This window comes from Raineyella sp. LH-20 (genome assembly GCF_033110965.1).
Taxonomy (GTDB): domain Bacteria; phylum Actinomycetota; class Actinomycetes; order Propionibacteriales; family Propionibacteriaceae; genus Raineyella.
Genome location: NZ_CP137003.1, coordinates 2,665,282 through 2,688,877 on the forward strand (window position 1 = coordinate 2,665,282; position 23,596 = coordinate 2,688,877).

21 protein-coding genes and 1 tRNA gene are annotated in these 23,596 nt (G+C 70.9%); 12 read left to right on the top strand and 10 right to left on the bottom strand.

Annotated features, from left to right (window positions below; genetic code table 11):
- Positions 1–7: 7 nt before the first annotated feature.
- The 4 genes from R0146_RS11700 to R0146_RS11715 form a co-directional block, all read right to left on the bottom strand.
- The gene (locus R0146_RS11700; RefSeq protein ID WP_317689872.1) at positions 8–808 is read right to left on the bottom strand and encodes an inositol monophosphatase family protein; all 801 of its coding nucleotides are present in this window, start codon (positions 806–808) and stop codon (positions 8–10) included.
- A 62-nt stretch (positions 809–870) separates the two neighbouring features.
- Positions 871–1,890: a ribosome small subunit-dependent GTPase A gene (gene rsgA, locus R0146_RS11705; RefSeq protein ID WP_317689874.1), complete on the bottom strand. Its 1,020-nt coding sequence runs from the start codon at positions 1,888–1,890 to the stop codon at positions 871–873.
- On the bottom strand, positions 1,887–3,278 hold the full coding sequence (gene aroA, locus R0146_RS11710) for a 3-phosphoshikimate 1-carboxyvinyltransferase (RefSeq protein WP_317689876.1): 1,392 nt from the start codon (positions 3,276–3,278) through the stop codon (positions 1,887–1,889). Before aroA ends, rsgA begins: the two co-directional genes overlap by 4 nt.
- A 4-nt stretch (positions 3,279–3,282) precedes the next feature.
- Positions 3,283–3,873, bottom strand: coding sequence for a DoxX family membrane protein (locus R0146_RS11715; RefSeq protein WP_317689878.1), 591 nt, complete (start codon positions 3,871–3,873; stop codon positions 3,283–3,285).
- 61 nt (positions 3,874–3,934) lie between these two features.
- Here R0146_RS11715 and R0146_RS11720 point away from each other — a divergent pair, with 61 nt between their 5' ends.
- The 3 genes from R0146_RS11720 to R0146_RS11730 all read left to right on the top strand — a co-directional run bounded on the left by R0146_RS11720 (position 3,935) and on the right by R0146_RS11730 (position 5,881).
- Positions 3,935–4,666: an SOS response-associated peptidase gene (locus R0146_RS11720; RefSeq protein WP_317689880.1), complete on the top strand. Its 732-nt coding sequence runs from the start codon at positions 3,935–3,937 to the stop codon at positions 4,664–4,666.
- 109 nt (positions 4,667–4,775) lie between these two features.
- Complete coding sequence (locus tag R0146_RS11725) at positions 4,776–5,462, top strand: sigma-70 family RNA polymerase sigma factor (RefSeq protein WP_317689882.1); 687 nt, start codon at positions 4,776–4,778, stop codon at positions 5,460–5,462.
- Positions 5,459–5,881, top strand: a complete 423-nt coding sequence (locus R0146_RS11730; protein ID WP_317689884.1) for a zf-HC2 domain-containing protein — start codon at positions 5,459–5,461, stop codon at positions 5,879–5,881. The genes R0146_RS11725 and R0146_RS11730 overlap by 4 nt, the downstream gene beginning before the upstream one ends.
- A 114-nt stretch (positions 5,882–5,995) precedes the next feature.
- Here the strand turns inward: R0146_RS11730 and R0146_RS16185 are convergent, their stop codons facing one another.
- The gene (locus R0146_RS16185; protein WP_369797015.1) at positions 5,996–6,070 is read right to left on the bottom strand and encodes a 50S ribosomal protein bL37; all 75 of its coding nucleotides are present in this window, start codon (positions 6,068–6,070) and stop codon (positions 5,996–5,998) included.
- 197 nt (positions 6,071–6,267) lie between these two features.
- Here R0146_RS16185 and R0146_RS11735 point away from each other — a divergent pair, with 197 nt between their 5' ends.
- On the top strand, positions 6,268–7,716 hold the full coding sequence (locus R0146_RS11735) for a sensor histidine kinase (RefSeq protein ID WP_317689886.1): 1,449 nt from the start codon (positions 6,268–6,270) through the stop codon (positions 7,714–7,716).
- A 25-nt stretch (positions 7,717–7,741) separates the two neighbouring features.
- On the opposite strand, the gene R0146_RS11740 is transcribed toward R0146_RS11735, so the two are convergent.
- Positions 7,742–7,993 (bottom strand): WhiB family transcriptional regulator, encoded by a 252-nt coding sequence (locus R0146_RS11740; RefSeq protein ID WP_153572968.1) that lies wholly within the window; start codon positions 7,991–7,993, stop codon positions 7,742–7,744.
- A 290-nt stretch (positions 7,994–8,283) separates the two neighbouring features.
- Between R0146_RS11740 and R0146_RS11745 the strand changes: the two genes are divergently transcribed.
- Positions 8,284–8,703 (top strand): hypothetical protein, encoded by a 420-nt coding sequence (locus R0146_RS11745; protein ID WP_317689890.1) that lies wholly within the window; start codon positions 8,284–8,286, stop codon positions 8,701–8,703.
- Between the two features lie 128 nt (positions 8,704–8,831).
- Here R0146_RS11745 and R0146_RS11750 read toward each other — a convergent pair whose 3' ends face one another.
- The 4 genes from R0146_RS11750 to R0146_RS11765 form a co-directional block, all read right to left on the bottom strand.
- Complete coding sequence (locus tag R0146_RS11750) at positions 8,832–9,026, bottom strand: DUF6104 family protein (protein ID WP_317689892.1); 195 nt, start codon at positions 9,024–9,026, stop codon at positions 8,832–8,834.
- A 5-nt stretch (positions 9,027–9,031) separates the two neighbouring features.
- Positions 9,032–12,865, bottom strand: coding sequence for a multifunctional oxoglutarate decarboxylase/oxoglutarate dehydrogenase thiamine pyrophosphate-binding subunit/dihydrolipoyllysine-residue succinyltransferase subunit (locus tag R0146_RS11755; protein ID WP_317689894.1), 3,834 nt, complete (start codon positions 12,863–12,865; stop codon positions 9,032–9,034).
- Between the two features lie 202 nt (positions 12,866–13,067).
- A complete protein-coding gene (locus R0146_RS11760) occupies positions 13,068–14,429 on the bottom strand; it encodes a glycosyltransferase 87 family protein (RefSeq protein WP_317689896.1) in 1,362 nt (453 codons plus the stop codon).
- 180 nt (positions 14,430–14,609) lie between these two features.
- Positions 14,610–14,684, bottom strand: a tRNA-Arg gene (locus R0146_RS11765).
- Positions 14,685–14,832: 148 nt separating this feature from the next.
- On the opposite strand from R0146_RS11765, the gene lysA reads away from it, so the two are divergent.
- The 7 genes from lysA (at position 14,833) to prmC (ending at position 23,582) form a co-directional block, all read left to right on the top strand.
- A complete protein-coding gene (lysA, locus tag R0146_RS11770; protein ID WP_317689898.1) occupies positions 14,833–16,248 on the top strand; it encodes a diaminopimelate decarboxylase in 1,416 nt (471 codons plus the stop codon).
- Positions 16,249–16,386: 138 nt separating this feature from the next.
- A complete protein-coding gene (locus R0146_RS11775; RefSeq protein ID WP_317689900.1) occupies positions 16,387–17,694 on the top strand; it encodes a homoserine dehydrogenase in 1,308 nt (435 codons plus the stop codon).
- A 1-nt stretch (position 17,695) separates the two neighbouring features.
- Entirely contained in the window at positions 17,696–18,589 is an 894-nt protein-coding gene (gene thrB / locus R0146_RS11780; RefSeq protein WP_317689902.1) for a homoserine kinase, read from the top strand.
- Positions 18,590–19,173: 584 nt separating this feature from the next.
- Positions 19,174–21,162, top strand: coding sequence for a transcription termination factor Rho (gene rho / locus R0146_RS11785; protein ID WP_317692399.1), 1,989 nt, complete (start codon positions 19,174–19,176; stop codon positions 21,160–21,162).
- A gap of 129 nt (positions 21,163–21,291) precedes the next feature.
- Entirely contained in the window at positions 21,292–21,513 is a 222-nt protein-coding gene (gene rpmE / locus R0146_RS11790; RefSeq protein WP_317689904.1) for a 50S ribosomal protein L31, read from the top strand.
- 87 nt (positions 21,514–21,600) lie between these two features.
- Complete coding sequence (gene prfA / locus R0146_RS11795; protein WP_317689905.1) at positions 21,601–22,707, top strand: peptide chain release factor 1; 1,107 nt, start codon at positions 21,601–21,603, stop codon at positions 22,705–22,707.
- Complete coding sequence (gene prmC, locus R0146_RS11800; RefSeq protein WP_317689907.1) at positions 22,707–23,582, top strand: peptide chain release factor N(5)-glutamine methyltransferase; 876 nt, start codon at positions 22,707–22,709, stop codon at positions 23,580–23,582. Before prfA ends, prmC begins: the two co-directional genes overlap by 1 nt.
- Positions 23,583–23,596 lie beyond the last annotated feature (14 nt).

The following is a 23,596-nucleotide window of genomic DNA, read 5'->3' on the forward strand; positions in this document are numbered from 1 at the left end:
GCCGGCGTCAGCCCAGACGCGACAGGACGGCCCGGTGGAGCAGCCCGTTGGAGGCGACGGCGCTGCGGCCCACCGGGCCGTCCTGTCCGTCGAGGTTGGTGAACCGGCCGCCGGCCTCGGTGACGATCAGGCTGCAGGCGGCCATGTCGTGCAGCTCCAGGTCGGGCTCCGCGGCCACGTCGACCGCCCCCTCGGCGACCAGCATGTACGACCAGAAGTCGCCGAACCCACGCACCCGCCAGATGTCGCGGGTCAGCTGCACGAAACGGTCGCCCCGCTCGAGGTCGAACCACCCGGCCAGCGAGGAGAACGACAGCGAGGCGTCACGCAGCTCGCCGACGGCCGAGACCCGGCAGGGCGCCGCGTGCCGGCCGAGCACCCGGGTCCAGGCGCCCTCGCCACGCGCCGCCCACCAGCGTCGGCCGAGGGCCGGTGCGCTGACCGCGGCGGTGACCACGTCGGGCCCGTCCATCAGCGCGATCAGGGTGGCCCACACCGGCACGCCGCGGACGTAGTTCTTGGTGCCGTCGATCGGGTCGATGATCCACCGGCGACGGGCGTGCCCGGTGTCCGCCCGCTCCTCCCCGTGCACCGCGTCCTCGGGCCGCAGCCCGGCCAGCAGCTCCCGCAACTCGTCCTCGACGGCCAGGTCCGCATCGCTGACCGGCGTCAGGTCGGGCTTGGTGGCCACCTCCAGGTCGAGAGCGAGGAAGCGGGCCAGCGAGATCTTGTCCGCGGCATCGGCCAGCAGCAGCGCCACCCCGAGGTCGTCGTTGGCGGGGAAGGCAGGGGAGGACGTCGCGCTCATGGGGCCCAGCGTATCGGCGAACGTCGCCTGCCGCTGTGGACGGCCGGCGCCGACCGTACCGATCAGCCGCGGTCGTGGCGGTGGGCCAGCATCCGTCGGTAGGACGCCACCCGCACCTGCGAGACCGCGCCGGCGGCGACCGCCGCATCCAGACCACAGTCCGGGGCGCCCTCCTCGTGGGTGCAGCCTCGAGGACAGTCGAGGGCGTGCTCGGCCAGGTCGGGGAAGGCCTCGATGATCGCTTCGGGACGCACATGGGACAGCCCGAAGGATCGTACGCCCGGGGTGTCGATCACCCAGCCGGCGTGCTCGGGCAGTTCCAGCGCGACCGCCGAGGTGGAGGTGTGCCGGCCTCGGCCGGTCACCGCGTTCACCTGGCCGGTCTGCCGGTCCGCCGCCGGGATCAGTCGATTGACCAGGGTCGACTTGCCCACCCCGGAGTGGCCGACCAGGACGCTGGTGCGGCCGGCCAGCTCCGCCTGCAGCGGCGCCAGGGACGCCTCGGGGTCGATCACCACGACCGGCACCCCGAGCGGTTCGTACGCTGCCCGCAGCTCGTCGGGGGAGGCCAGGTCGGCCTTGGTCAGGCACAACAGAGGGTGGATCCCGGCGTCGTACCCGGCGACCAGGATGCGGTCGATCATCCCGGTGCGCGGCGGCGGATCGGCCAGCGCGGTGACGATCACCAGCTGGTCGGCGTTGGCGACGATCGGGCGCTCGTACGGATCGTCGTCGTCGGCCGTCCGCCGCAACACGCTGGTCCGCTCCAGCACCTCGACGATCCGGGCCAAGGTGCCCTCCTCGCCGGAGACGTCGCCGTCCAGGTGGACCCGGTCGCCGACGATGACACCCTTGCGGCCCAGCACCCGCGCCTTGGTCGCGGTCACCTGGGCCGCGGCGGCGGGCACCTGCGCCTGCCGATCCTCCAGGATGCAGGCGTAGCGGCCCCGGTCGATGCCGATCACCCGGCCGATCGGCTTGACCGAGTAGTCCGGCCGATCCTTGGTCCGCGGCCGGCTGCCCTTGCCCGGCCGGTCGAAGCCGGCGTGCTCGTCGGCCCGGATCCCGTAGCGCGGCGTCACCGGCCGCTTCCGGTCGCCAGCGACCACCAGGCGGCGGGGAAGCTCGGCATCGTCTTGGAGGTGCAGCCGATGTCGTCGATCATCACCCCGGACACCACCAGGCCGAGCAGCGCCCCGGCCTGTGCCATCCGATGGTCGGCGTACGCGCCCCACGGGCCGCCGTGCAGCACCGCCGGCCGGAACGCGAGACCGTCCAGGGTCTGCTCGACATTGGCGCCGAGGCTGCGGAAATCGGCCTCCAGGGCGGCCAGTCGATCGGTCTCGTGACCGCGGATGTGACCGACCCCGCGGATCCGGGTGGGCCCGTTGGCGAGGGCGCCGATCGCCGCCACCACCGGGGTGAGCTCGCTGGCGTCGGACAGGTCGATGTCGAAACCGTCGATGTCCCAGTGCCCCGGGCCGGAGACCGTCAGGGTGCCGGTGCGCCCGTCGCCGGACGGCTGCAGGTGCACCCGCGCGCCGAGCTGCTCCAGCAGCGGCAGCAGCAGGGCGCCCGGCTGGTTGGTCTCCAGCGGCCAGTACGGGACCCGGATGGTGCCGTCGGTCAGGACGGCCGCGGCGAGGAACGGGGCGGCGGTGGACAGGTCCGGCTCGATCGCGATGTCACCGGCCCGGATCGGGCCGGGTGCGACGATCCAGCGCGCCGGCTCCGGCTGGCTCACCTGCACGCCGTGGTCGCGCAGGATGTCGACGGTCATCTGGATGTGGGGGAGCGACGGCAGCGTCGGGCCGACATGGCGCAGGTCGATGCCGTCGCGGAACCGGGCGGCGCTCAGCAGCAGGCCGGAGACGAACTGGCTGGAGGTGCTGGAGTCGATGATCGCCGGTCCGCCGGGCAGGTCCGGACGCCCGGTGATGGTCAGCGGGATCGCCACCGCCTGGTCGGGGACCCCGGCGCCGAGGTCGATCAGTGTATCGAGCAAGGGGCGGATCGGACGGGCGGACATCGCCTCGTCACCGTGGATGTAGGTCCGTCCCTCCGCCATCGCGGCGATCGGCAGCACGAAGCGCGCCACCGTCCCGGCCAGGCCGCAGTCGATGTCCCCGGTGCTGACGAACCGACGCGGTGGCAGCACCCGCCACACCGCCGAGGTCAGGGGACGCGACTTCTGGGCGCACAAGCAGCCGAAGGCTTCCTCCTCCCCGGTGTCGTCGACGAAACTGGTGTGGATCCGCACCCCGAGCGAACGCAGCGCGTCGCGCATCAACTGGGTGTCGCGGGCGTCGAGACCGCCGGTGATGCTGGAGGGGCCGTCGGACAGTGCGGCCACCACCAGTGCCCGTGCGGTCGCCGACTTCGACCCGGGGATGACGACCTCGCGGTCGAGCGCGTGGCGCAGTTTCGGGGCCGCCCAGAAGCCTTCGGTGGTCAAAGCACTCGCATCCATGGAGTCACGAGGCAAGGCGGGACTTCGTCTCCGTCGCGGCTGCGCGTACGTCTCCGCGGCCACCGCGGGCGGACGTACGGGTGGCCTTGAGGGCGGCCTTCCGGTCGGCCTTGCCGACCGTGCGGGACGTACGACCGGCGGACTGCGGACGCCCGCACGCCCGGTGGGAGCGGTAGCCGAGTCCCGGACGGCCCTCGGTGTCCTGTGCGGCCAGCAACACGCCGCCGGTCAGCGCCACCTTGGCGAGCACGTCGGGGTCGGTGAACGCCTTGCGGCCGAGGCTCCCGGTGGCGATCAGGTCCTGCAGGTTGCAGGCGGCCAGCACCAGGGCGCCGTAGCGACGGCCGATCCCGGTGGACAGACCGATGCCGCCGAGCACCTGGGCGACGCCGCGGAGCCGGGCCCACGTCACGGTGTCGTCCGGCACCCGCTCGGCGATCGGGTCGGGGGCGACCCGTCGGAGCAGCGGGGCGATCCGGTCGCGCAACATCTCGGCCTGGACGGAGGTGGAATCGGGGTCGGTGACGGCCTTGACGCCCTGGGAGATGAAGACGCTCGCCAGCATCGTCCGGGCCACTGCGCGCGAAAAAGCCATGCCCCATTCTTACTGCCGACGGGTCTGGAGACCAACCGGGCCACGCCGTTACGGTGAGGACATGTGTGGCAGGTACGCATCGAGTGCCGAGGTGGACGAACTCGTCGAGGAGTTCGGCGTCGTCGAGGTCGCCGAGGGGGTGCCCGGACCGTCCTGGAACGTGGCGCCGACGGATGTCGTGCGGGCGGTGGTCGAGCGCCACGACGTACGTTCCCTGGTGCCGATGCGGTGGGGCCTGGTGCCGTCCTGGGCGAAGGACACCCGGGGCGGGGCCCGGCTGATCAACGCCCGCGCCGAGACGGCGGGCGACAAGCCGAGCTTCCGGTCGGCCTACCTGCGGCGGCGCTGCCTGGTGCCGGCCGACGGCTTCTACGAGTGGGAGAAGGTGGGCTCCGGGCGCCGGCCGTGGTTCATCCATCGCACCGACGGACGGCCGCTGGCGATGGCTGGGCTGTGGGAGGTCTGGTTCGACGACCGACTCGCCACGGACGATCCGGCGCGGGTGCTGGTCACCTGCACCCTGCTGACCACCGCCGCGACCGACGAGCTGGGCCGGATCCACGACCGGATGCCGGTGACGGTCCGTCCCGAGGTGTACGACGCCTGGCTCGACCGTGACCTGCAGGACCGTGAGCAGATCGCCGGACTGCTGACGGGTGATCCCGGCGCCGGGATCACCGGGCACCCGGTGTCGGCCGCGGTCGGCAAGGTCTCCAACAACACCCCCGACCTGGTGGCGCCGCTGCCGGTCGACGACGAGGCACCGGCCGACGACGAGGGGCAGGGGGAATAGACCGGCCCGTCGGACCGTTCCAGACAGCGTGAGCACAGCCCTCCTCGACCCTGCGACGCTGCGGCCCCTTCCGGCCGCGGTGGTACGGATGCGGCTAGGCTCGGTACCGATGATCGAGCCCCAGACCGACGGACCCGCCGACGAGGCGCCTGCCGGCGGGTCAGCCCTCGTGGCCCCGCCGGACGCCGACGTCGCCGGGATCGACCCGGCCACCGAGACCCCGGAGGAGCGTGCGGCCCGGTTCGAGCGCGAGGCGATGCCCTACCTCGACCAGCTGTATGGCGCGGCGCTGCGGATGACCCGCAACGCCGCCGACGCCGAGGACGTGGTGCAGGACGCGTACGCGAAGGCGTTCGCGTCGTTCCACCAGTTCCGCCCCGGCACCAATATCAAGGCGTGGCTCTACCGCATCCTCACCAACAGCTACATCAACGCCTACCGCAAGCAACAGCGGCGCCCCCAGATCAGCGGCGGTGAGGAGGTCGAGGACTGGCAGATCGCCCGGGCCGCCGACCACGACTCGACCGGGCTGAAATCGGCTGAGACCGAGGCGATGGAGCGGATCCCGGACGGCGACGTCAGCGATGCGCTGGCTCAGCTGAGTCCGGAGCGTCGGATGGCGGTCTACCTGGCCGACGTCGAGGGATTCTCCTACAAGGAGATCGCCGAGATCATGGGCACTCCGATCGGCACGGTGATGAGTCGGATCAACCGTGGCCGCAAGCAACTGCGTGACCTGTTGGCGGACTACGCCCACGAGCGGGGCCTGGGACGCTCCCGGGAGGAAGAGTCATGACCGAGATGGACTGCCGGGCCAGTCGTGACCTGATCTGCGCCTTCCTCGACGGCGAGTTGGACGTCGACGTCGCGGCCGCCGTCCGTGCCCACCTGGCGGCCTGCCCGGACTGCGAGGACGTCTACCGGATCCAGCGGACGGTCAAGGGCCTGCTGCACCGCAGCTGTGCCCAGAATCCGGCGGCTCCGACCGGACTACGGGAACGGGTCTGGGCGGCCGTCGTGGCGCAGTGCGGTTCCGGAGCCGAGGTGACCGTCAACGCGACCCGGACCACCATCTCCACCACGATGCACGACGCCGCAGGGGTGCTGGTCCGACGGACGACGGTAACCGGGACCCTGGTCCGCACCACCTACCGCCCGTCGCCCCCACCGGTCGAGGACCCCACGGCGACCGAGCGAGGCCCCGCCGCCGAGTGAACGCCCGAGCGGCGCCACCCCAGCACTCCGGAGAGACCAGCACCCCGGAGAACGGACCAGCCCCCGGATCGTCAGCGACGATCGTCGGGGGCTGGTGCGGTCTCGGCCTGGGACTCAGGCGTTGGGGCGCTTGCCGTGGTTGGCGCCCTTCTTGCGACGCGCGCGGCGCTTGCGGCCGGTCTTACCCATGAGGGCCTCCCTGTGGTGTGCGATGGCGGTCGTCGACCCCGGCCGACGTCGACGGAGTCGCCGCCGGTACAGGACAACACGGCATTTTCGCACGTCCCACCCCCCTCACGGCAAATCCGTCCCGGCGCGGGTGGCCCCGGCGGGTCCCCCGGCGGGGGACGCAGGGTCGTCCGGACGTGGACGCGTAGGCTGTGCCCATGCCGCAGATGTCCACCCTCCTCGCGACCCATACCGACCTGGATCCCCGGTCCGTCGAGTGGCTGCGATCACTGGTGAACGAGTGGCACCTGCTCGCCGACCTCTCGTTCTCCGACCTCATCCTCTGGGTGCCCGACCGCGACCCCAACCAGATGTGGGCGGTCGCCCAGATCCGGCCGACCACCGGCCCCACCGCCCTGCTCGACGACGTCGTCGGTGACGTCGTCCGCTATGACCCGGACTCGCTCGCGCTGCAGGCGTACTGGTCGGCGGAGAGTTGCGAGACCAGCGACAACAAGCTGGCCAGCGGCATCCCGGTCGACATGCACGCCGTCCCGCTGGTCCAGGACGGCAAGGTGATCGCCGTCGTGGAGCAGCACACCAACCAGATGGGCGTACGGGCCAACGGTGCCCTGGAGGATGCCTACATCGCCATCGCCGAGGTGCTGCGGGAGATGCTGCTGCGCGGTGAGTTCCCGCTGCCCGGGACCCGGTCGCACCCGACCCGATCGCCGCGGGTCGGCGACGGGTTGATGTGGATCGGCCCGCAGGGCGAGTACCGCTACGCCACGCCCAACGCGGTCTCGGCGTACCGTCGCGCGGGCCACCTGGGCGACATCGTCGCCGCGACCCCGATCAGCTTCCGCGACGAGCTCGGCGGCGACGAGGAACTGCACCGACTGCTCACCGGACGGGAGGCGGTGGAGCGGGAGGTGACCGTGGAGAGCGTCGCCCTGCGGTTCCGCTTCACCCCGCTGCGCAACGCCGACGGAGGCTCCGCGGGCGCGTGTGTGCTGCTGCGCGACATCACCCAGATCCATCGGCTGGACCAGCAGCTGATCACCAAGGACGCCACGATCCGGGAGATCCACCACCGGGTGAAGAACAACCTGCAGACCGTCTCGGCGCTGCTGCGGATGCAGGCCCGCCGGGTCAGCTCGGAGGAGGCCAAGCAGGCCCTCGCCGAGGCGATGTCGCGGGTCTCGTCGATCGCTGCCGTGCACGAGGTGCTGGCCCACTCGTTCGACGAGGATGTCGCCTTCGACGATGTCGCCGACCGGATCCTGGCGATGGTCGGTGACGTCGCGACCCCGGGGTCACCTGCCCGGGTCCGCCGGGAGGGAAGCTTCGGCAAGGTCTCCGCGGTGGTCGCCACCAACCTGTCCCTGGTGGTGACGGAGCTGTGTCAGAACGCCGTCGAGCACGGTCTCGGCGGTCAGACCGGGGAGGTGCAGGTGGTGCCCACGCGGGCCGATGGGGTGTTGGTCGTACGGGTCCTCGACCCGGGGCACGGACTGCCGGACGGTTTCGATCCGGCCCGGACCACCAGCCTGGGGCTGGGGATCGTCGAGACGCTGGTGGCCGACATGCACGGCACGTTCAGCCTGAGCAACCGCCCCGAGGGTGGGGTCGAGGCGATGGTCCGGGTGCCCGCTCCCGATCTCTGAGCGAGCTCCGGGGGGCCGGAACGGGTCAGGCGGTACGGACCCGGGAGCGGGCCTTGCGGCGCTTGAACGCCCGACGCTCGTCCTCGCTCATCCCGCCCCAGACACCGTGGTCCTGGCCGGCCTCGAGGGCCCAGGCGAGGCACTCCTCCCGGACGGTGCACCGCTGGCAGACCTTCTTCGCTTCCTCGATCTGGAGGAGTGCGGGCCCGGTATTGCCGATGGGGAAGAACAGCTCGGGATCTTCGTCCAAACAGGCAGCCTCGTGGCGCCAATCCATACCGATTTCCTACTCCCTGATCAACGAACCGGATACAGCCTCAAGCTTCGCAACGAAACCCGAGGGGCACAAGCCCCTCGTCTCCCATCCTGAACGGCCGTCGTGGGAGGCGGACGCCCTGGGAGGCGGTCATTTCGGAAGACAAAGCGGCCGGTCCGGATGCCGGCCCCCGGGGGCCCCGGGGAAAAACCGTGGGCTAGTCTAGGTGATTCCTGAGCATTCAACCAGACCTTGTGATGGCAATCACAATCTCGACGCCGTGCGGTGGTCGGGCGGGCTAAGCTGTGCCAGTGACCTCTGTCCTCTCTGTCCTGCGCACCCGTTGGGGTGGCGCTCCCGGCACGCTGCGTCTCGTGGCCGGCCTGCTCGCGGTCCAGACCCTCGGGTTCGTCTCCTTCGGGGCGTACGAACTCGGTCAGTTGCAGGCTGGGCGGGTGGTGTCGGGTCTGGTCACGGCGTTGCTGCTGGTGGCCTGGGGGGTGGCCCTGGCGTTCGGGGCGTACGCCCTGCTGGCCGGCCGGGTGGCGGCCCGTGGACCGGTGCTCGCGGCACAGCTGATCCAGGTGCCGACCGCGTGGAGCTTCCGGGGCGGGGAGACGACCTGGGTGATGGTGGTGCTCGGCCTCACCTCGCTGCTGGTGCTGGTCCTGGTGCTGCTGCCGGTGTCGACCCGCTACCTCGTCGGTTCGCGGGTGCCGCGCCGGCCCTGATCCCCGGATACGACAAACCCGGATGCCACCAAGGGGGTCCGTTCCCGATCGGGAACGGACCCCCTTCGTGATGTCCGTGCTGCGTGGGCCGGACGGACGTGGGTCGGGAGGACGTGGGTCGGGAGGACTCAGTCCTCCGGATCACCGTCCTCGCCTTCGTCGTCCAGCCGTGCCAGCCAGGTGGCCAGGCGCTCCACCGGGGTCTCGAACTCCGGATTGAGGTCGACGAAGAACCGGAGCTGCTCGGCGAGCCACGCGAAGGAGACCTGCTCCTCCCCGCGGCGCGCCTCGAGCTCCTCGATGCCCCGATCGGTGAAGTACACCGAGGTCAGCCCCGCGGTGCGAAGGCGGCGTCCATCAGGACCTGCTCCTCCGCGTCGTGACGCTTCTTGCTGCCGACCGCGGTGGTCGCCGAGGCCGGACGGGCGATGGCCGGGATGGCCGACCAGTCACGGCTGGAGTCCTTGGCGGCCAGGTCGGGCAGCATCTGGTTGTGCAGGAACGGCCACGGTCCCTGGTTGACCGGCTCGTCCTGGACCCAGCGGATGTCGGCGACGTGCCGGTAGGGCGCGAGCACGGCCAGCAGCGCCTCGGTGGACAGCGGGTAGAGCCGCTCCACGGTGACGATGGCGACCTTGCCGTTGAGGCCCTTCTTGTCGCGGGCGTGGACCAGTTCCCAGCGCACCTTGCCCGAGCAGATCAACACCTGCTCGACCTGCGACGGGTCGGTGATCGACGGGTCGGCCAGGGCGTGCTCCCACCGGCCGTGGGTGAAGTCCTCCGGCATCGAGGTGGCCAGCTTGTTGCGCAGCATGGACTTCGGCGTCGGGACGATCAGCGGGCGGTGCCAGCCGACGAGCGCGTGCTGGCGCAGCAGGTGGAAGTAGTTCGCCGGGGTCGAGGGCTGACACACGGCCATGTTCTCCTCGGCGCACATCTGCAGCCACCGCTCGATCCGGGCGGAGGAGTGGTCCGCGCCCTGGCCCTCGTAGCCGTGCGGCAGCAGCAGCACGACGCCGGACTTCTGGCCCCACTTGGTCATCCCCGAGGCGATGAACTCGTCGGAGATGGTCTGGGCGCCGTCGGCGAAGTCGCCGAACTGGGCCTCCCACATCACCAGGGCGTCGGGGCGGGCCACCGAGTAGCCGTACTCGAAGCCCATCACGGCGTACTCGCTGAGCAGCGAGTTGAAGACGTGGAACTTGCCCTGGTCGTCGGTGAGGTGCTTCAGCGGCACCCAGGCGTCACCGTTCTCGGAGTCGATCACGGCGGCGAACCGCTGCGAGAAGGTGCCGCGTCGGGTGTCCTGGCCGGTCATCCGGACCGTACGACCGTCCATCAGCACCGAGCCGATGGCGAGCAGCTCGGCGGTCGCCCAGTCGATCGGGCCCTGCATGATCGCGGCGGCACGACGCTCCAGCTGCGGCCGCACCTTGCGGTGCGGGGTGAAGCCCTCCGGGTAGTCGACGTACGCGTCGGCGACCCGCTTGAGCACCTCGGGGCTGACCGCGGTGCCCTGGACGAACTCGGACTTCGTCGGGTAGTCGGGCGTGGTGCTGTAGGCGGTGTCGGTGCCCTTGTCCTCGCGGACCTCCTTGAACACACTCTCCAGGCGCTCGTGGAACCGGTCCATCACGGCCTCGGCGTCCTCGATGGAGATCAGCCCGCGGCCGATCAGCGACTCGGCGTAGAGCTTGCGGGCCGAGCGCTTGTTCTCGATCATCCGGTACATCGTCGGCTGGGTGAAGCTCGGGTCGTCGCCCTCGTTGTGCCCGCGCCGGCGGTAGCAGATGATGTCCAGCACGACATCCTTGTTGAACTCGCGGCGGAACTCGTACGCGAAGCGGGAGGCGCGGACCACGGCCTCCGGGTCGTCGCCGTTGACGTGCAGGATCGGCACGTCGTAGCCCTTGGCCATGTCCGAGGAGTAGTACGTCGACCGGCTGGAGTCGGGCGAGGTGGTGAAGCCGATCTGGTTGTTGACGATGATGTGGATCGTGCCACCGGTGCGGAAGCCGCGCAGCTGCGACATCTGGAAGGTCTCGGCGATGACGCCCTGACCGGCGAACGACGCGTCGCCGTGCAGCAGCACCGGCAGCACCGGGAACTCGTAGCTGCGGTCGAGCATGTCCTGCTTGGCCCGGGCGATGCCCTGCAGCACCGGGTCGACGGCCTCCAGGTGGGAGGGGTTCGCGGCGACGGAGGCGCGGATCGTCGAGCCGTCCATCGCGGTGAAGACGCCCTCAGCGCCCAAGTGGTACTTGACGTCGCCGGAGCCCTGCACGGAGCGGGGGTCGAGGTTGCCGTCGAACTCGCGGAAGACCGAGCCGTACGACTTGCCGACGATGTTGGTCAGCACGTTGAGCCGGCCGCGGTGCGGCATGCCGATGGCGACCTCGTCGAGGCCGTCCTGGGCCGCCTGGTCGCAGATCTCGTCCAGCGCCACGATGGCCGACTCGCCGCCCTCGAGGGAGAACCGCTTCTGGCCGACGTACTTGGTCTGCAGGAAGGTCTCGAACAGCTCCGCCTCGTTGAGCTTGTCGAGGATCCGCAGGTGCTCCTCACTGGGGATCTGGGTGTAGCGGCGCTCCACCCGGTCCTGGATCCAGCGGCGCTGCTCGGGCGTGCCGAGGTGCATGTACTCGATGCCGACCGAGCGCGAGTACGCGTCGCGCATCGTGATGATGATGTCGCGCAGCTTCATGAAGCGCTTCTGGTCCGGGCCGAGACCGCCGACCGCGAACGATCGGTCGAGGTCCCAGATGGACAGGCCGTGGGTCTCCAGGGCGAGGTCCGGGAACGAGCGCTGGTGGTACTCCAGCGGATCGGTGTCGGCCAGGTAGTGGCCGGACGTCCGGTAGGCGTTCACCAGGTCCATCACACGGACCTGCTTGGAGATCGCATCCTCGTGCTGGTAGCCCTTGTCGGTCGTCCACTGGTACGGGGCGTACGGAATGCGGAGCGAGGCGTAGATCTTCTCGTAGAAGTCGTCGGCGCCGAGCAGCAGGTTGTGCAGCCGGTTGAGGAACTCACCCGACTGGGCGCCCTGGATCACCCGGTGGTCGTACGTCGAGGTGAGCGTGCAGATCTTGCCGACGCCCATCTCCTCCAGGCGCTCCGGGTCGGACCCCTCGAACTCCGGCGGGTAGGCGATCGAGCCCATCCCGATGATGGCGGACTGGCCGTTCATCAGCCGCGGCACGGAGTGGTGGGTGCCCATCGGGCCCGGGTTGGTCAGCGAGACGGTGGTGCCGGCGAAGTCGTCGACGGTGAGCTTGTTGGCCCGGCCCTTGCGGACCAGCTCCTCGTACGCGGCCCAGAACTGGGCGAAGGTGAGCGTCTCGGCGGCCTTGATGTTGGGCACCAGCAGTTGGCGGGTGCCGTCCGGCTTGGGCAGGTCGATGGCCAGGCCGAGGTTGACGTGCGGATTCTCCACCAGGGTGGGCTTGCCGTTGGTCTCGTCGTAGGCGTTGTTCATCGCCGGCACCGACTTCACCGCCTGGACCAGGGCGTACGCGATGACGTGGGTGAAGCTGATCTTGCCGCCGCGCGCCCGGCGCAGGTGGTTGTTGATCATGGACCGCTGGTCGATGAGCAGCTTCATCGGAACCGTACGCACCGAGGTGGCGGTCGGCACGCTGAGGGAGAGATCCATGTTCTTGGCGGTGCGCATCGGCGCACCCTTCATGACCGTCCGCACCGGCTCGTCGGTCCCGGCATCGGGGCGCAGCGACGGGTTCGGCGGATCGGCCGGCACACCGGAGTCCTGACCGGAGCGGACCGGGCGGGGACCGGACCGCACCTGGTTGGGTCGCTCCACGCGGGACGACTTCGGCGCGGTCGCCGCGGCGGTGACCGCCGGGTCGGAGGCCGCCGCCGGGGTGGGCGGAACGGTGGTCGGCGAGCCCTGCACCACGGGGGTGACCTGGGCGGGGGCGGCCGGAGCGGGGGCCTGCACCGTCGGAGCGGCCGGGGTGCGCGGAGCTGGCTGGGCGGGGGCCGCGGATGCTGCCTCCCCTCGAGCGGTGAAGAACGCCTGCCAGCTCGCGTCGACCGATGTGGGGTCGGCTCGGAATCGGTCGAGCATCTCCTCGATGAGCCAGTCGTTGGCTCCGAAGTCAGCAGAGCTGGTGGTGGTGTGTGGTTCGGGCGCGGGGGCCACGGTCGCCTTCTTCCGTCGCGAGTCGGTCACTTCGTGGGACGGCGCGTGAACGAGTGCTCGCTGCGGGAGGTCTGATGACCCGTCCACGGCGGCGTGCCCCACATCCGGTATCCCGAGGCGGACCCGGCGATACCTCTGCCGATCGTAGCCGAAAGCGACCACTCTGCCATGTGGTGTGCAACGTGAGGGGACGGGGGGTGGGTCAGCGCGGTTTCCGTACGTCGCTGCGGTCGTCCGGGTCGTCCGGGTCGTCCGGGTCGTCCGGGTCGACGGCTGCGGTGCGGTCGGCGCCCAGCAGGGACCAGGCGCGGCCGAAGGCCATCACGGTGAAGGCCAGCATGCCGATGTTGCGGACCGCCAGCACCAGCGTCATCAGGGTGCGGCCGGTGCCCGGGCCAGCGTCGGTGAGCCAGCCGTAGAACAGCGGGAAGATGAGTTGGGTGAGCACCGCCAGCACCAGCGGGAGCACCAACAGGCCACGATCCGTCGCGGCCGCCCGGCCGGAGCGGGAGAGGACCAGCACGGCGAGCGGGCCACCGAGCCAGATCAGGTACTGCGGGCTGAAGGTCTTGTTCGTGACGATCATCACGGCGATCACGGCCGTCATGATCATCGCGTCGGTGTAGAGATCGTGGCCGCGGGAGAGCCAGGCCCGTACGCCGAGCGCAAGGATCGCCAGCCCGCCGACGACGGTGGCCACGCTGGCGACCGTGAGCAGTGGCCCGACCCCGGGGCCGAACACCTCGTACGCCTGGAAGGAGGAGAACTGGATGACGTAACGGCCGGGGTGGGCCAGCACGTTGACCATCGCCGGGGTGGCCCAGACCGACTCGATCTGCAGCCCGCGACCTCCCTGCCAGGTCAGCGGCGACACCAGCCGGTCCCAGCCGCCGGCCACCAGGCTGAGGACGACCAGCACGACCCCGGTGGCCACGAAGCCGATCCAGACCGCGGTCCGGCTGCGTCGCCGACCGAACAGGCCGGTGATCAGCAGGGCCGGCCAGAGCTTGATCGCCGCCCCGACGGCGACCAGCCCGCCGGACACCCCCGGCGCGCGGGCGAGCAGCAGCAGGGCGACCGCGGCCAGGACCGACGGCAGCAGGTCGAAGCGGGTGTAGACGAGGGGGCCGATCAGCAGGATGAAGACCATCCAGTAGTACGCCGCCGCGGTCGACCCGGCCCGACGCCCCCGCACCCACAGCCAGGCCGTGAGACCCGCATCCAGCAGCCCCATCAAGGTCATGAACAGTGCCACGTACGCCGTCTGCCCGTGTCCGCCGAGGAGCTGGGGGAGCTGTAGCCACCAGACCACCGGCGTCGGGTACTCGACCAACGTGTGGGCGAGACCGGCCGTAGGAAGTCCGGTGATCTTGGTGAAGTAGTAGTAGACGTCCCACCAGACAGTGAGCTCCGCACCGAAGAACAGTGCCAGCAGGGTGAGCCGGGAACCGAGCCAGAGCAGGGCCGCGCCGAGTGCCGGGCCGACGGCCGAGCGCTGGGCGGACGTCGTCGCCCCGTCGGCCGATGGGCGTCGGGCGGAGGTCGCGGTCTCAGGGGGCGTCACGGGACCCTAGGCTACCCGCCGGTGCTGACGGTGCCCGGCGTACGCCGGGCTATGGATGTCGGTGGGACGCAGGAGGCGAGCCGAGAAAAAGCGACCAGCAGTGGCTCCGGGGACCGGATCCCGGGGAGGCGTCATCGGCCCGGAAACGCGCCGACGCCGGGTCGATGACCCGGCGTCCGATGGCGCCCCCAGTAGGATTCGAACCTACGCTCCCGCCTCCGGAGGGCGGTGCTCTATCCCCTGAGCTATGGGGGCCGGTCGCCTGTCCGGGCTTCACCCGGCCGCGGCAACTGGAAAAGAATAGCACCACTTCCGGGCTGCTCTGTCCACCCGGGCCGTCCGGTGGCGTCCATCGGTCGCGCCGCGGTGTGCTCCACGGCGTGTCGCTGGCAGAGTAGGGCCCATGACGCATATGCACGTCGCCGGCTCGATCCACGCCGACACCATCGTTCCCGGCCCCCAGTGGCTGCGCGTCCCCGAGGACGTCAACGCGCTGCTGCCCGTGCTGTGGAGCACCACGGTCACGCGCGGGGACGACGGGATCCTGAGCGTTGGCGGCCTGCCGGTCACCGAGATCGCCGAGCGATGCGGCACCCCGGTCTACATCCTGGACGAGGTGGACTTCCACCAGCGCGCCCGGGCGTTCGTGGAGGCCTTCGAGGGCTGGGACGTCTATTACGCCGGGAAGTCGTTCCTCACCACCGCGGTGGCCGGGTGGGCGCTCGCCGACGGCCTGCACGTCGACTGCAGCACCGGCGGTGAGCTGACGGTGGCCCTGCGTGGCGGGGTGCCGGGGGAGCGGATCGGTCTGCACGGCAACAACAAGTCGGAGGCCGAGATCGCGATGGCGCTCGACGCGGGCGTCGGGCGGATCATCGTCGACTCCTTCGACGAGATCGCCCGGCTCGGCCGGATGGCGGCCGAGCGCGGCGTACGCCCCCGGGTGATGGTCCGGGTGACGACCGGCGTCGAGGCGCACACCCACGAGTACATCGCCACCGCCCACGAGGACCAGAAGTTCGGCTTCTCGATCGCGTCGGGCCAGGCCAAGGACGCGCTGCGCGCCTGCGAGGCCGATCCGCACCTCGAGCTGATCGGGATCCACTCCCACATCGGCTCGCAGATCTTCGAGACCCACGGCTTCGAGGTCGCCGCCCGCCGGATCATGACCCTGCACGCCGAGGTCGCCCGCGAGTTCGACCGGGAACTGCCCGAGATGGATCTCGGCGGCGGCTTCGGGATCGCGTACACCTCGCTGGACAGCCCGGAGAGCCCGCAGCAGCTGGCCGCCGCCCTGCGGGACATCGTCGAGGAACAGGCCCACGAACTCGCCGTGCAGGTGCCACGGATGTCGATCGAGCCGGGACGCGCCATCGTCGGGCCCACCACGATGGCGCTCTATCGGGTCGGCACGGTCAAGCAGGTGGTGCTGGACGCGGGAGCGGTCCGTACGTACATCTCCGTCGACGGCGGGATGAGTGACAACATCCGTCCGGCCCTGTACGGAGCGGAGTACTCGGCGACGCTCGCCGGCCGCGCCTCCTCGGCCGGTGCGATGCTGTCGCGGATCGTCGGCAAGCACTGCGAGGGCGGCGACATTCTGGTCCGCGACGAGTTCATGCCGGCCGACATCGTGCCGGGCGACCTGGTCGCGGTGCCCGGGGCGGGCGCCTACAGCAGGGCGATGGCGTCCAACTACAACATGGTCGCGCGCCCGCCGGTGGTCGCCGTCCGCGACGGGGAACTGCACACCCTGCTCCGCCGGGAGACCCTCGACGACCTGCTCGCGCTCGACCTCGGTTACCACCCGGTACCGTGAGACGACCGGGTACGGTGAATCGGGGATTTCGCGCCGATCCACCAGTGCCGACCCCGGCAGTGCTGACCCAGGCAGCGCCGACCCAGGCAGCGCCGACCCAGGCGAAGCCCGATCCGATCGAACCAGTGAGGTTGACAGATGAATGAACCGGTGGGGCGCCCGCTGGGCGTGGCACTGCTCGGCTGTGGCGTGGTCGGTGCGGAGGTGGCCCGTCAGCTGCTGACGTACGCCGACGACCTCGCGGCTCGCGCGGGTGCCCCGTTGCGCCTCGTCGGGATCGCCGTCCGCCGCGCCGACCGGGAACGCCCCGGACTGCCGGCCGAGCTGTTCACCACCGACGCGCCCGGTCTGATCGCCCGCGACGACGTCGACCTGGTGGTCGAGGTGGTCGGCGGCATCGAGCCGGCCCGGTCCTGGATCCTGCAGGCGCTCACCAGCGGCAAGTCGGTCGTCACGGCCAACAAGGCGCTGCTCGCGGAGGACGGCCCCACCCTGGTGGCCGCTGCCGACGACCACGGGACGGATCTCTACTACGAGGCCGCGGTGGCCGGGGCCATCCCGATCGTCCGGCCGATGCGTGACTCGCTGGTCGGTGACCAGGTCACCCGGGTGATGGGCATCGTCAACGGCACCACGAACTTCATCCTGGACAAGATGCACACCGCCGGCGCCGGCTTCGCCGAGACGCTGAGCGAGGCGCAGGCGCTGGGCTACGCGGAGGCCGATCCCACCGCGGACGTCGAGGGCTACGATGCGGCGGCCAAGGCGGCGATCCTGGCCACCCTGGCGTTCCACACCAGGGTCACCCTGGACGACGTCTACCGTGAGGGCATCACCGACGTGTCCCGGGCGGACATCGCCGCGGCGGAGTCGCTGGGCATGGTGGTGAAGATGCTTGCCATCTGCGAACTCGAGGAGCTGCCGGACGGCGGCCGGCGGGTCTCCGCCCGCGTCCATCCGGCGATGCTGCCGGCGCATCATCCGTTGGCGTCGGTCGGCGGGGCGTTCAACGCGGTGTTCGTGGAGACCGAGGCGGCCGGCCAGCTGATGTTCTACGGCCGCGGCGCCGGCGGTGCGCCGACCGCGTCAGCCGTGCTGGGTGACCTGGTGACGGTCGCCCGCCACCGGCTCGTCGGCGGCCGCGGCGCCCGCTCGGCGGTCTACCAGGACCTCGAGATCGCGCCGATCGGTGACGTCGTCACCCGGTTCCACATCGCCCTCGAGGTGGAGGACACCGTCGGGGTGCTGGCCAAGGTCGCCCAGGTGCTGGCCGCCCACAATGTCTCCATCATGACGATGCGCCAGGAGGATGCCACCGGGACCGCCCGGCTGGTGCTCGGCACCCACACTGCGCGCAATGCCGACGTGGAGGCGACCGTGGACGAACTGGTCGCCATCCCCGAGGTCTACGAGGTGACCAGCCTGATGCGGGTGGAGGGCCGCTGAGATGCGGATCGTCGTACGCGTCCCCGCCTCCTCCGCCAACCTCGGACCGGGCTTCGACTGCATGGGGATGGCCCTCGACTGGTTCGACGAGGTCGCCCTGACCACGCAGGAGTCCGGTATCGACGTCGACGTCACCGGTGAAGGGGCCGAGGATGTCCCGCGGGACGCTTCCCACCTGATCGTGTCGACCTTCTTGGTCGGCCTGGAGTCGCTGCAGGTCGCCCCGCCGAGCGGCCTGGTGCTGCGGGCCCACAACTCGATCCCGCACGGTCGTGGCCTGGGATCGTCGTCGGCGGCCATCACCGCCGGTCTGCTGCTGGCCTGGGCGTACGCCCATCCGACCGCACAGCCCGACCGGAAGTGGATGGAGCGGATCGGCACCCGGCTGGAGGGCCACGCCGACAACGTCGCCGCGGTGATCCTGGGCGGTCTGGCGATCGCCTGGGGGAGTGCGGACACCGGGCGCGCCGTCTCCGCGCCGCTCTCCGGCGACCTGCGGGCGTTGGCGTACATCCCGCATCGTGCGGTGCCGACCCGCCGGGCGCGTGAGGCGCTGCCCGAGCAGGTCAGCCACGCCGACGCCGCCGCCAACACCGGACGGGCCGCACTGCTCGTCCATGCCCTGGCGCAGCGGCCCGACCTGCTGCTGGACGCCACCGAGGACCGTCTGCACCAGCGCTACCGTGCGGCGCTGATGCCCGAGTCCGCCGCACTGGTCGCCGACCTTCGGGCCCGGGGGCATGCGGCGATCATCTCCGGGGCCGGTCCGACCGTCGTCGTCCTGGGCACCGAGGAGATGCTGGACGAGTTGGCCCGTACGCCGTTCCAGGGCTTCGACCGGCGGCTGCTGCACGTCGGCGGTCCGGCACACATCGTCTCGGTCTCCGAGGACTGAACCGTACGGATCCGACTGGCGCGGTTCCTCCCGCCGAGTTGGCCGCGGAAGCTCGCGCACCGCCTCACATCCCTGCATGGCCTCACATCCCTGCACCGCCTCGCCTCCTTGTACGGGCCCGCATCCCTGCATGGCCTTCCTCACGCACAAACGCTCAGCTCTTCACCTCGCCCGTGCGTTGGTGCTGAATGACAGACACCTCTGCACGGGCGAGGTGTAGAGGTCGTCGAATGTGTCTGATCGCCGTCCGGTGTACGGGCTTCGGATCGGGTGCTAGGCTGTGTCCAGCGCATCGCCCGGTCTGGGCGAAGTAGCGTGCCCGGATCATCGCGATCTGCCCGGTGGCGTCCGCACTGCAAACTCACGCATCCCTCGGTCACCACCGCTCGGTCCGCTGATCATCGTGGGCACACGTGGCGCGATCCCTGATCCCCTGAACGGACGTCCCGGACGGGCCTTTCTGGAGCATCGCGGCACGATCCGAACCAGAGGGCCGTGGCAGGCCCAGGCCGGTGTGACGTCAACAGGGCGTCCCGGCCCCGGAAAGGAATCCCGTGACCGAAACGTCGAACGCGACGACCCCGGTGGAGAACGCGCCGAAGACTGCCAAGCGCGCCTCCGGTGGCCTCGAGGCCAAGGTGCTGCCCGAGCTTCGTCAGATGGCCGGCGGCCTGGGCGTCAAGGGCACCTCGGGCATGCGCAAGGCCGACCTGATCGCCGCGATCCGCTCCGCACAGTCCGGGGCGGCCGCACCGTCCGGACAACCCACCGGCGGTCGGCCCGCGGAAGCCGCCCCGCCGAGCGGCCGGGGCAGTCGCCGCGCGCAGGGCGCCCCGGCGAAGGAACAGCCCGCCGCCGATCGTACGGAGCGCCGCGGCAACGGTGAGGGCTCATCGGCCGGCGAGGCCACCGAGCGTCGTACGTCCCGTCGGCGCACTGAGACCACGGAGACCGCCGCCCCGCAGCACGAGCAGGCACCCGTGGAGCGTGAGCGGCCCCGGGCCGTCGAACCGGAGCGGACGACTGCCGAGCGGACGCAGGGCGAGCGGACCCAGGGCGAGAGGACCCAGGGTGAGCAGGCCGAGGCTGAGCGGCCCCGCGGACAGCGCCCCGAGAGCCAGGCGCGTACAGATGGCCAGGGCCGCCCGGAGGGCCAGCGCCCGGCCCGCGAGCAGCGTGAGGGTGGTGCGAACCGTCAGGATCGCGAGCAGCGCGAGGGCGGTGCGAACCGTCAGGACCGCGAGGGGGGCGCCGGCCGTCAGGATCGCGAGCAGCGCGAGGGCGGTGCGAACCGTCAGGACCGTGAAGGGGAGGGTGGCGGCCGCCGGAGCCGGCGGCGTCGCGGCCGCGATCGGCAGAACCGTCGGACCACCGGCGGTGGGCGCAGCGGCGGCATGGACCGCTACGAGAACGAGCCGACGGTGTCCGAGGACGACGTCCTCACCCCAGTCGCGGGTGTGCTCGACGTCCTCGACAACTACGCCTTCGTCCGCACCTCCGGCTACCTTCCTGGGCCGGACGACGCGTACGTCTCCCTCGGCATGGTGAAGAAGTACGGCCTGCGCAAGGGCGATGTGGTCACCGGCGCGCTGCGTCAGCCCCGGGAGGCGGAGCAGCACAAGGCGAAGTTCAACCCGCTGGTCCGGATCGACTCGATCAACGGATCCGAGCCGCCGGCGATGCGGGACCGACCCGAGTTCAGCAAGCTGACGCCGCTCTACCCGGACGAGCAGCTGCGCCTGGAGTCCGATCCGGCGAACATGACCGGCCGGATCATCGACCTGGTCGCCCCGGTCGGCAAGGGCCAGCGTGGCCTGATCGTCTCGCCGCCGAAGGCGGGCAAGACGTTCGTCATGCAGTCGATCGCCAACGCGATCACCAAGAACAACCCTGAGGTCCACCTGATGGTCGTGCTCGTCGACGAGCGCCCCGAGGAGGTCACCGACTTCGAGCGTACGGTCTCCGGCGAGGTGATCTCCTCCACCTTCGACCGCCCGGCGGACGACCACACCACCGTCGCCGAGCTGGCCATCGAGCGGGCGAAGCGGCTCGTCGAGCTGGGCCGTGACGTCGTCGTGCTGCTGGACGGCATCACCCGACTGGGCCGGGCGTACAACCTGGCCGCCCCGGCGTCCGGCCGCATCCTGTCCGGTGGCGTCGACTCGGCCGCCCTCTACCCGCCGAAGAAGTTCTTCGGCGCGGCGCGCAACATCGAGGACGGCGGCTCGCTGACGATCCTCGCCACAGCGCTGGTGGAGACCGGCTCGAAGATGGACGAGGTGATCTTCGAGGAGTTCAAGGGCACCGGCAACATGGAGTTGCGGCTGCGGCGGGAGTACGCCGAGAAGCGGATCTTCCCGGCGATCGACGTGGTGCAGTCCGGCACCCGGCGTGAGGAGCTCCTGCTCGGCACCCATGAGCTGGCGATCATGTGGAAGCTGCGCCGGGTGCTGTCCAACATGGATGGCCAGCAGGCGCTGGAGATGCTGTTGAAGCAGATGAAGAAGACCCAGTCCAACGCGGAGTTCCTGCTGCAGATCTCGAAGAGCACGCCCAACCGGGACGGGTTCTGAGCCGCCGGGAACATTTGGCGGACCTGTGGCGTTTGCGGCATAGTTGTCCCTTGGTCCGGTTCACGCCCTGCAGGTCACTCCAACCTGAGCGGACGACCCGGCGCCACCCACACGACAAGGAGAATCACCATGAAGCAGGGGATCCACCCCGACTACCACGAGACGAAGGTCGTCTGCACCTGCGGCAACACCTACACGACTCGTTCCACGGCCCCCGGCGGCGAGATCCGCGCCGACGTGTGCTCGGCCTGTCACCCCTTCTACACCGGCAAGCAGAAGATCCTCGACACCGGCGGCCGGGTCGCCAAGTTCGAGAAGCGCTACGGCAGCTTCAAGAAGGGCAAGAAGTAGTTCTTCGGTGACGCCGGGGTGCAGCGATGCTGCGCCCCGGCGTTCGTCGTTCCCGCCCATCGCTCCACGTACGAGACCAGGAGACACATGTCCGAATCCTCCGACCGTCTGCCGTCGCTGCTGGCCGCGGTCGCCCCGCTGAGGGAGGAGTACCGAGAGGTCGAGACACGGATGGCTGACCCGGCGGTGCTGGCGGACCAGCGGGCGATGCGGCGACTGGGTCGGCGCTACGCCGAGCTCGGGCCGGTGATCCGGGCCGCCGACGAGCACGACCGGGTGAGCGAGGACCTGGCGGCCGCCCGGGAACTGGCCGCCGAGGACGCCGGGTTCGCGGCGGAGGCCGAGACACTGCAGGCCCAGCTGCACGAGGTGGACGAGCGGCTCACCACCCTGCTCGCGCCGCGCGATCCCAACGACTCCCTGGACGCGATCGTCGAGATCAAATCGGGGGAGGGCGGCGAGGAGTCGGCGCTCTTCGCCGGCGACCTCTTCGGGATGTACCGGCGCTTCGGCGAGGCGCGCGGCTGGAAGATCGAGGTGCTGGACGCCCAGGACACCGACCTGGGAGGCTTCAAGTCGGTCACCTTCGCGGTCCACGCCCCGTCGGCGGGCGACCCGGACCGGATGCCGTACGGCACCCTGAAGTTCGAGGGCGGGGTGCACCGGGTGCAGCGGGTGCCGGTGACCGAGTCGCAGGGCCGGATCCACACCTCGGCGGCGGGCGTGCTGGTGATGCCTGATGTCGAGGACGACGAGTCGATCGAGATCGACCCCGACGACCTGCGGATCGACGTCTACCGGTCCAGCGGCAAGGGCGGACAGGGGGTCAACACCACCGACTCGGCGGTCCGGATCACCCACCTGCCCAGCGGGATCGTGGTGACCTGTCAGAACGAACGCTCCCAGTTGCAGAACAAGGAACAGGCACTGCGCATCCTGCGGGCCCGACTTGTCGCCCGGGCCGAGGAGGAGTCCGCCGCCGAGGCGTCCGCCGCCCGGCTGTCGCAGGTGCGGACGGTCGACCGTTCCGAGCGGGTGCGTACGTACAACTTCCCGGAGAACCGGATCGCCGACCACCGCATCGGCTACAAGGCGCACAACCTCGACCAGGTGCTCAACGGCGACCTCGGCCCGGTGATCGAGGCCCTGCAGGCTGCCGATACCGCCGAACGGCTCCGATCGGCCGGCGCCTGATGCCCGACCGGCCCTCGCCCGTCCGTGCCACCGTGGTGGCCCGCCGCGGCGCCGACCGGCTCCGTGGCCACGTCGCCTCTCCCGAGGTCGACGCCCGTCTGCTGCTCGCCCACCTGCTCGGCGTCCGGCCGGGTGACCTGGTGATGGCCGATCCACCCTCCGCGGAGCGGCTGGAGCACTACCGGGAGCTGCTGGAGCGTCGCGCCGCCGGTGTGCCGCTGCAGCACCTCACCGGCGAGGCGTGGTTCCGCACCGTACGGCTGGCGGTGGGACCGGGCGTGTTCGTGCCGCGGCCGGAGACCGAACTGGTCGCCGGGGCGGCGATCGAGGCGGCCCGGGCGGTGCAGGCACAGGGGCGTACGCCACGGGTGGTCGAGCTGTGCGCCGGGTCGGGGGCGATCAGCGCCGCGCTGGTCGACGAGGCGCCCGGCTGCCGGGTGGTGGCGGTGGAGATCGACCCGGCCGCCGTCGAGTGGACCCGGCGCAACCTCGCCGGGACCGGTGTCGAGGTACGCCTCGGTGACCTGGCCGACGCCGTGCCCGAGTGGGACGGCACCGTCGACGTGGTGGTGGTCAATCCGCCGTACGTCCCGTCGGGGATCAGTGAGGCGCTGCCGGTCGAGGTCACCGGCCACGATCCCGCGATCGCGGTCTTTTCGGGCGCGGACGGCCTGGACGCGATCCGTGCGGTGGAGCGGACCGCCCGTCGTCTGCTGCGCCCCGGCGGGGTGCTGGTCTGTGAACACGACGACAGCCAGGGCCTGTCCGCCCCGGCGATCTTCTCCGGGGTCGCCTGGCGCGGGACCGTCGACCATCCGGACCTGTCCGGCCGGCCGCGGTTCGTGTCGGCGACACGCACGCAGGTGGCAGGATGATGCGCGTGAGCGAC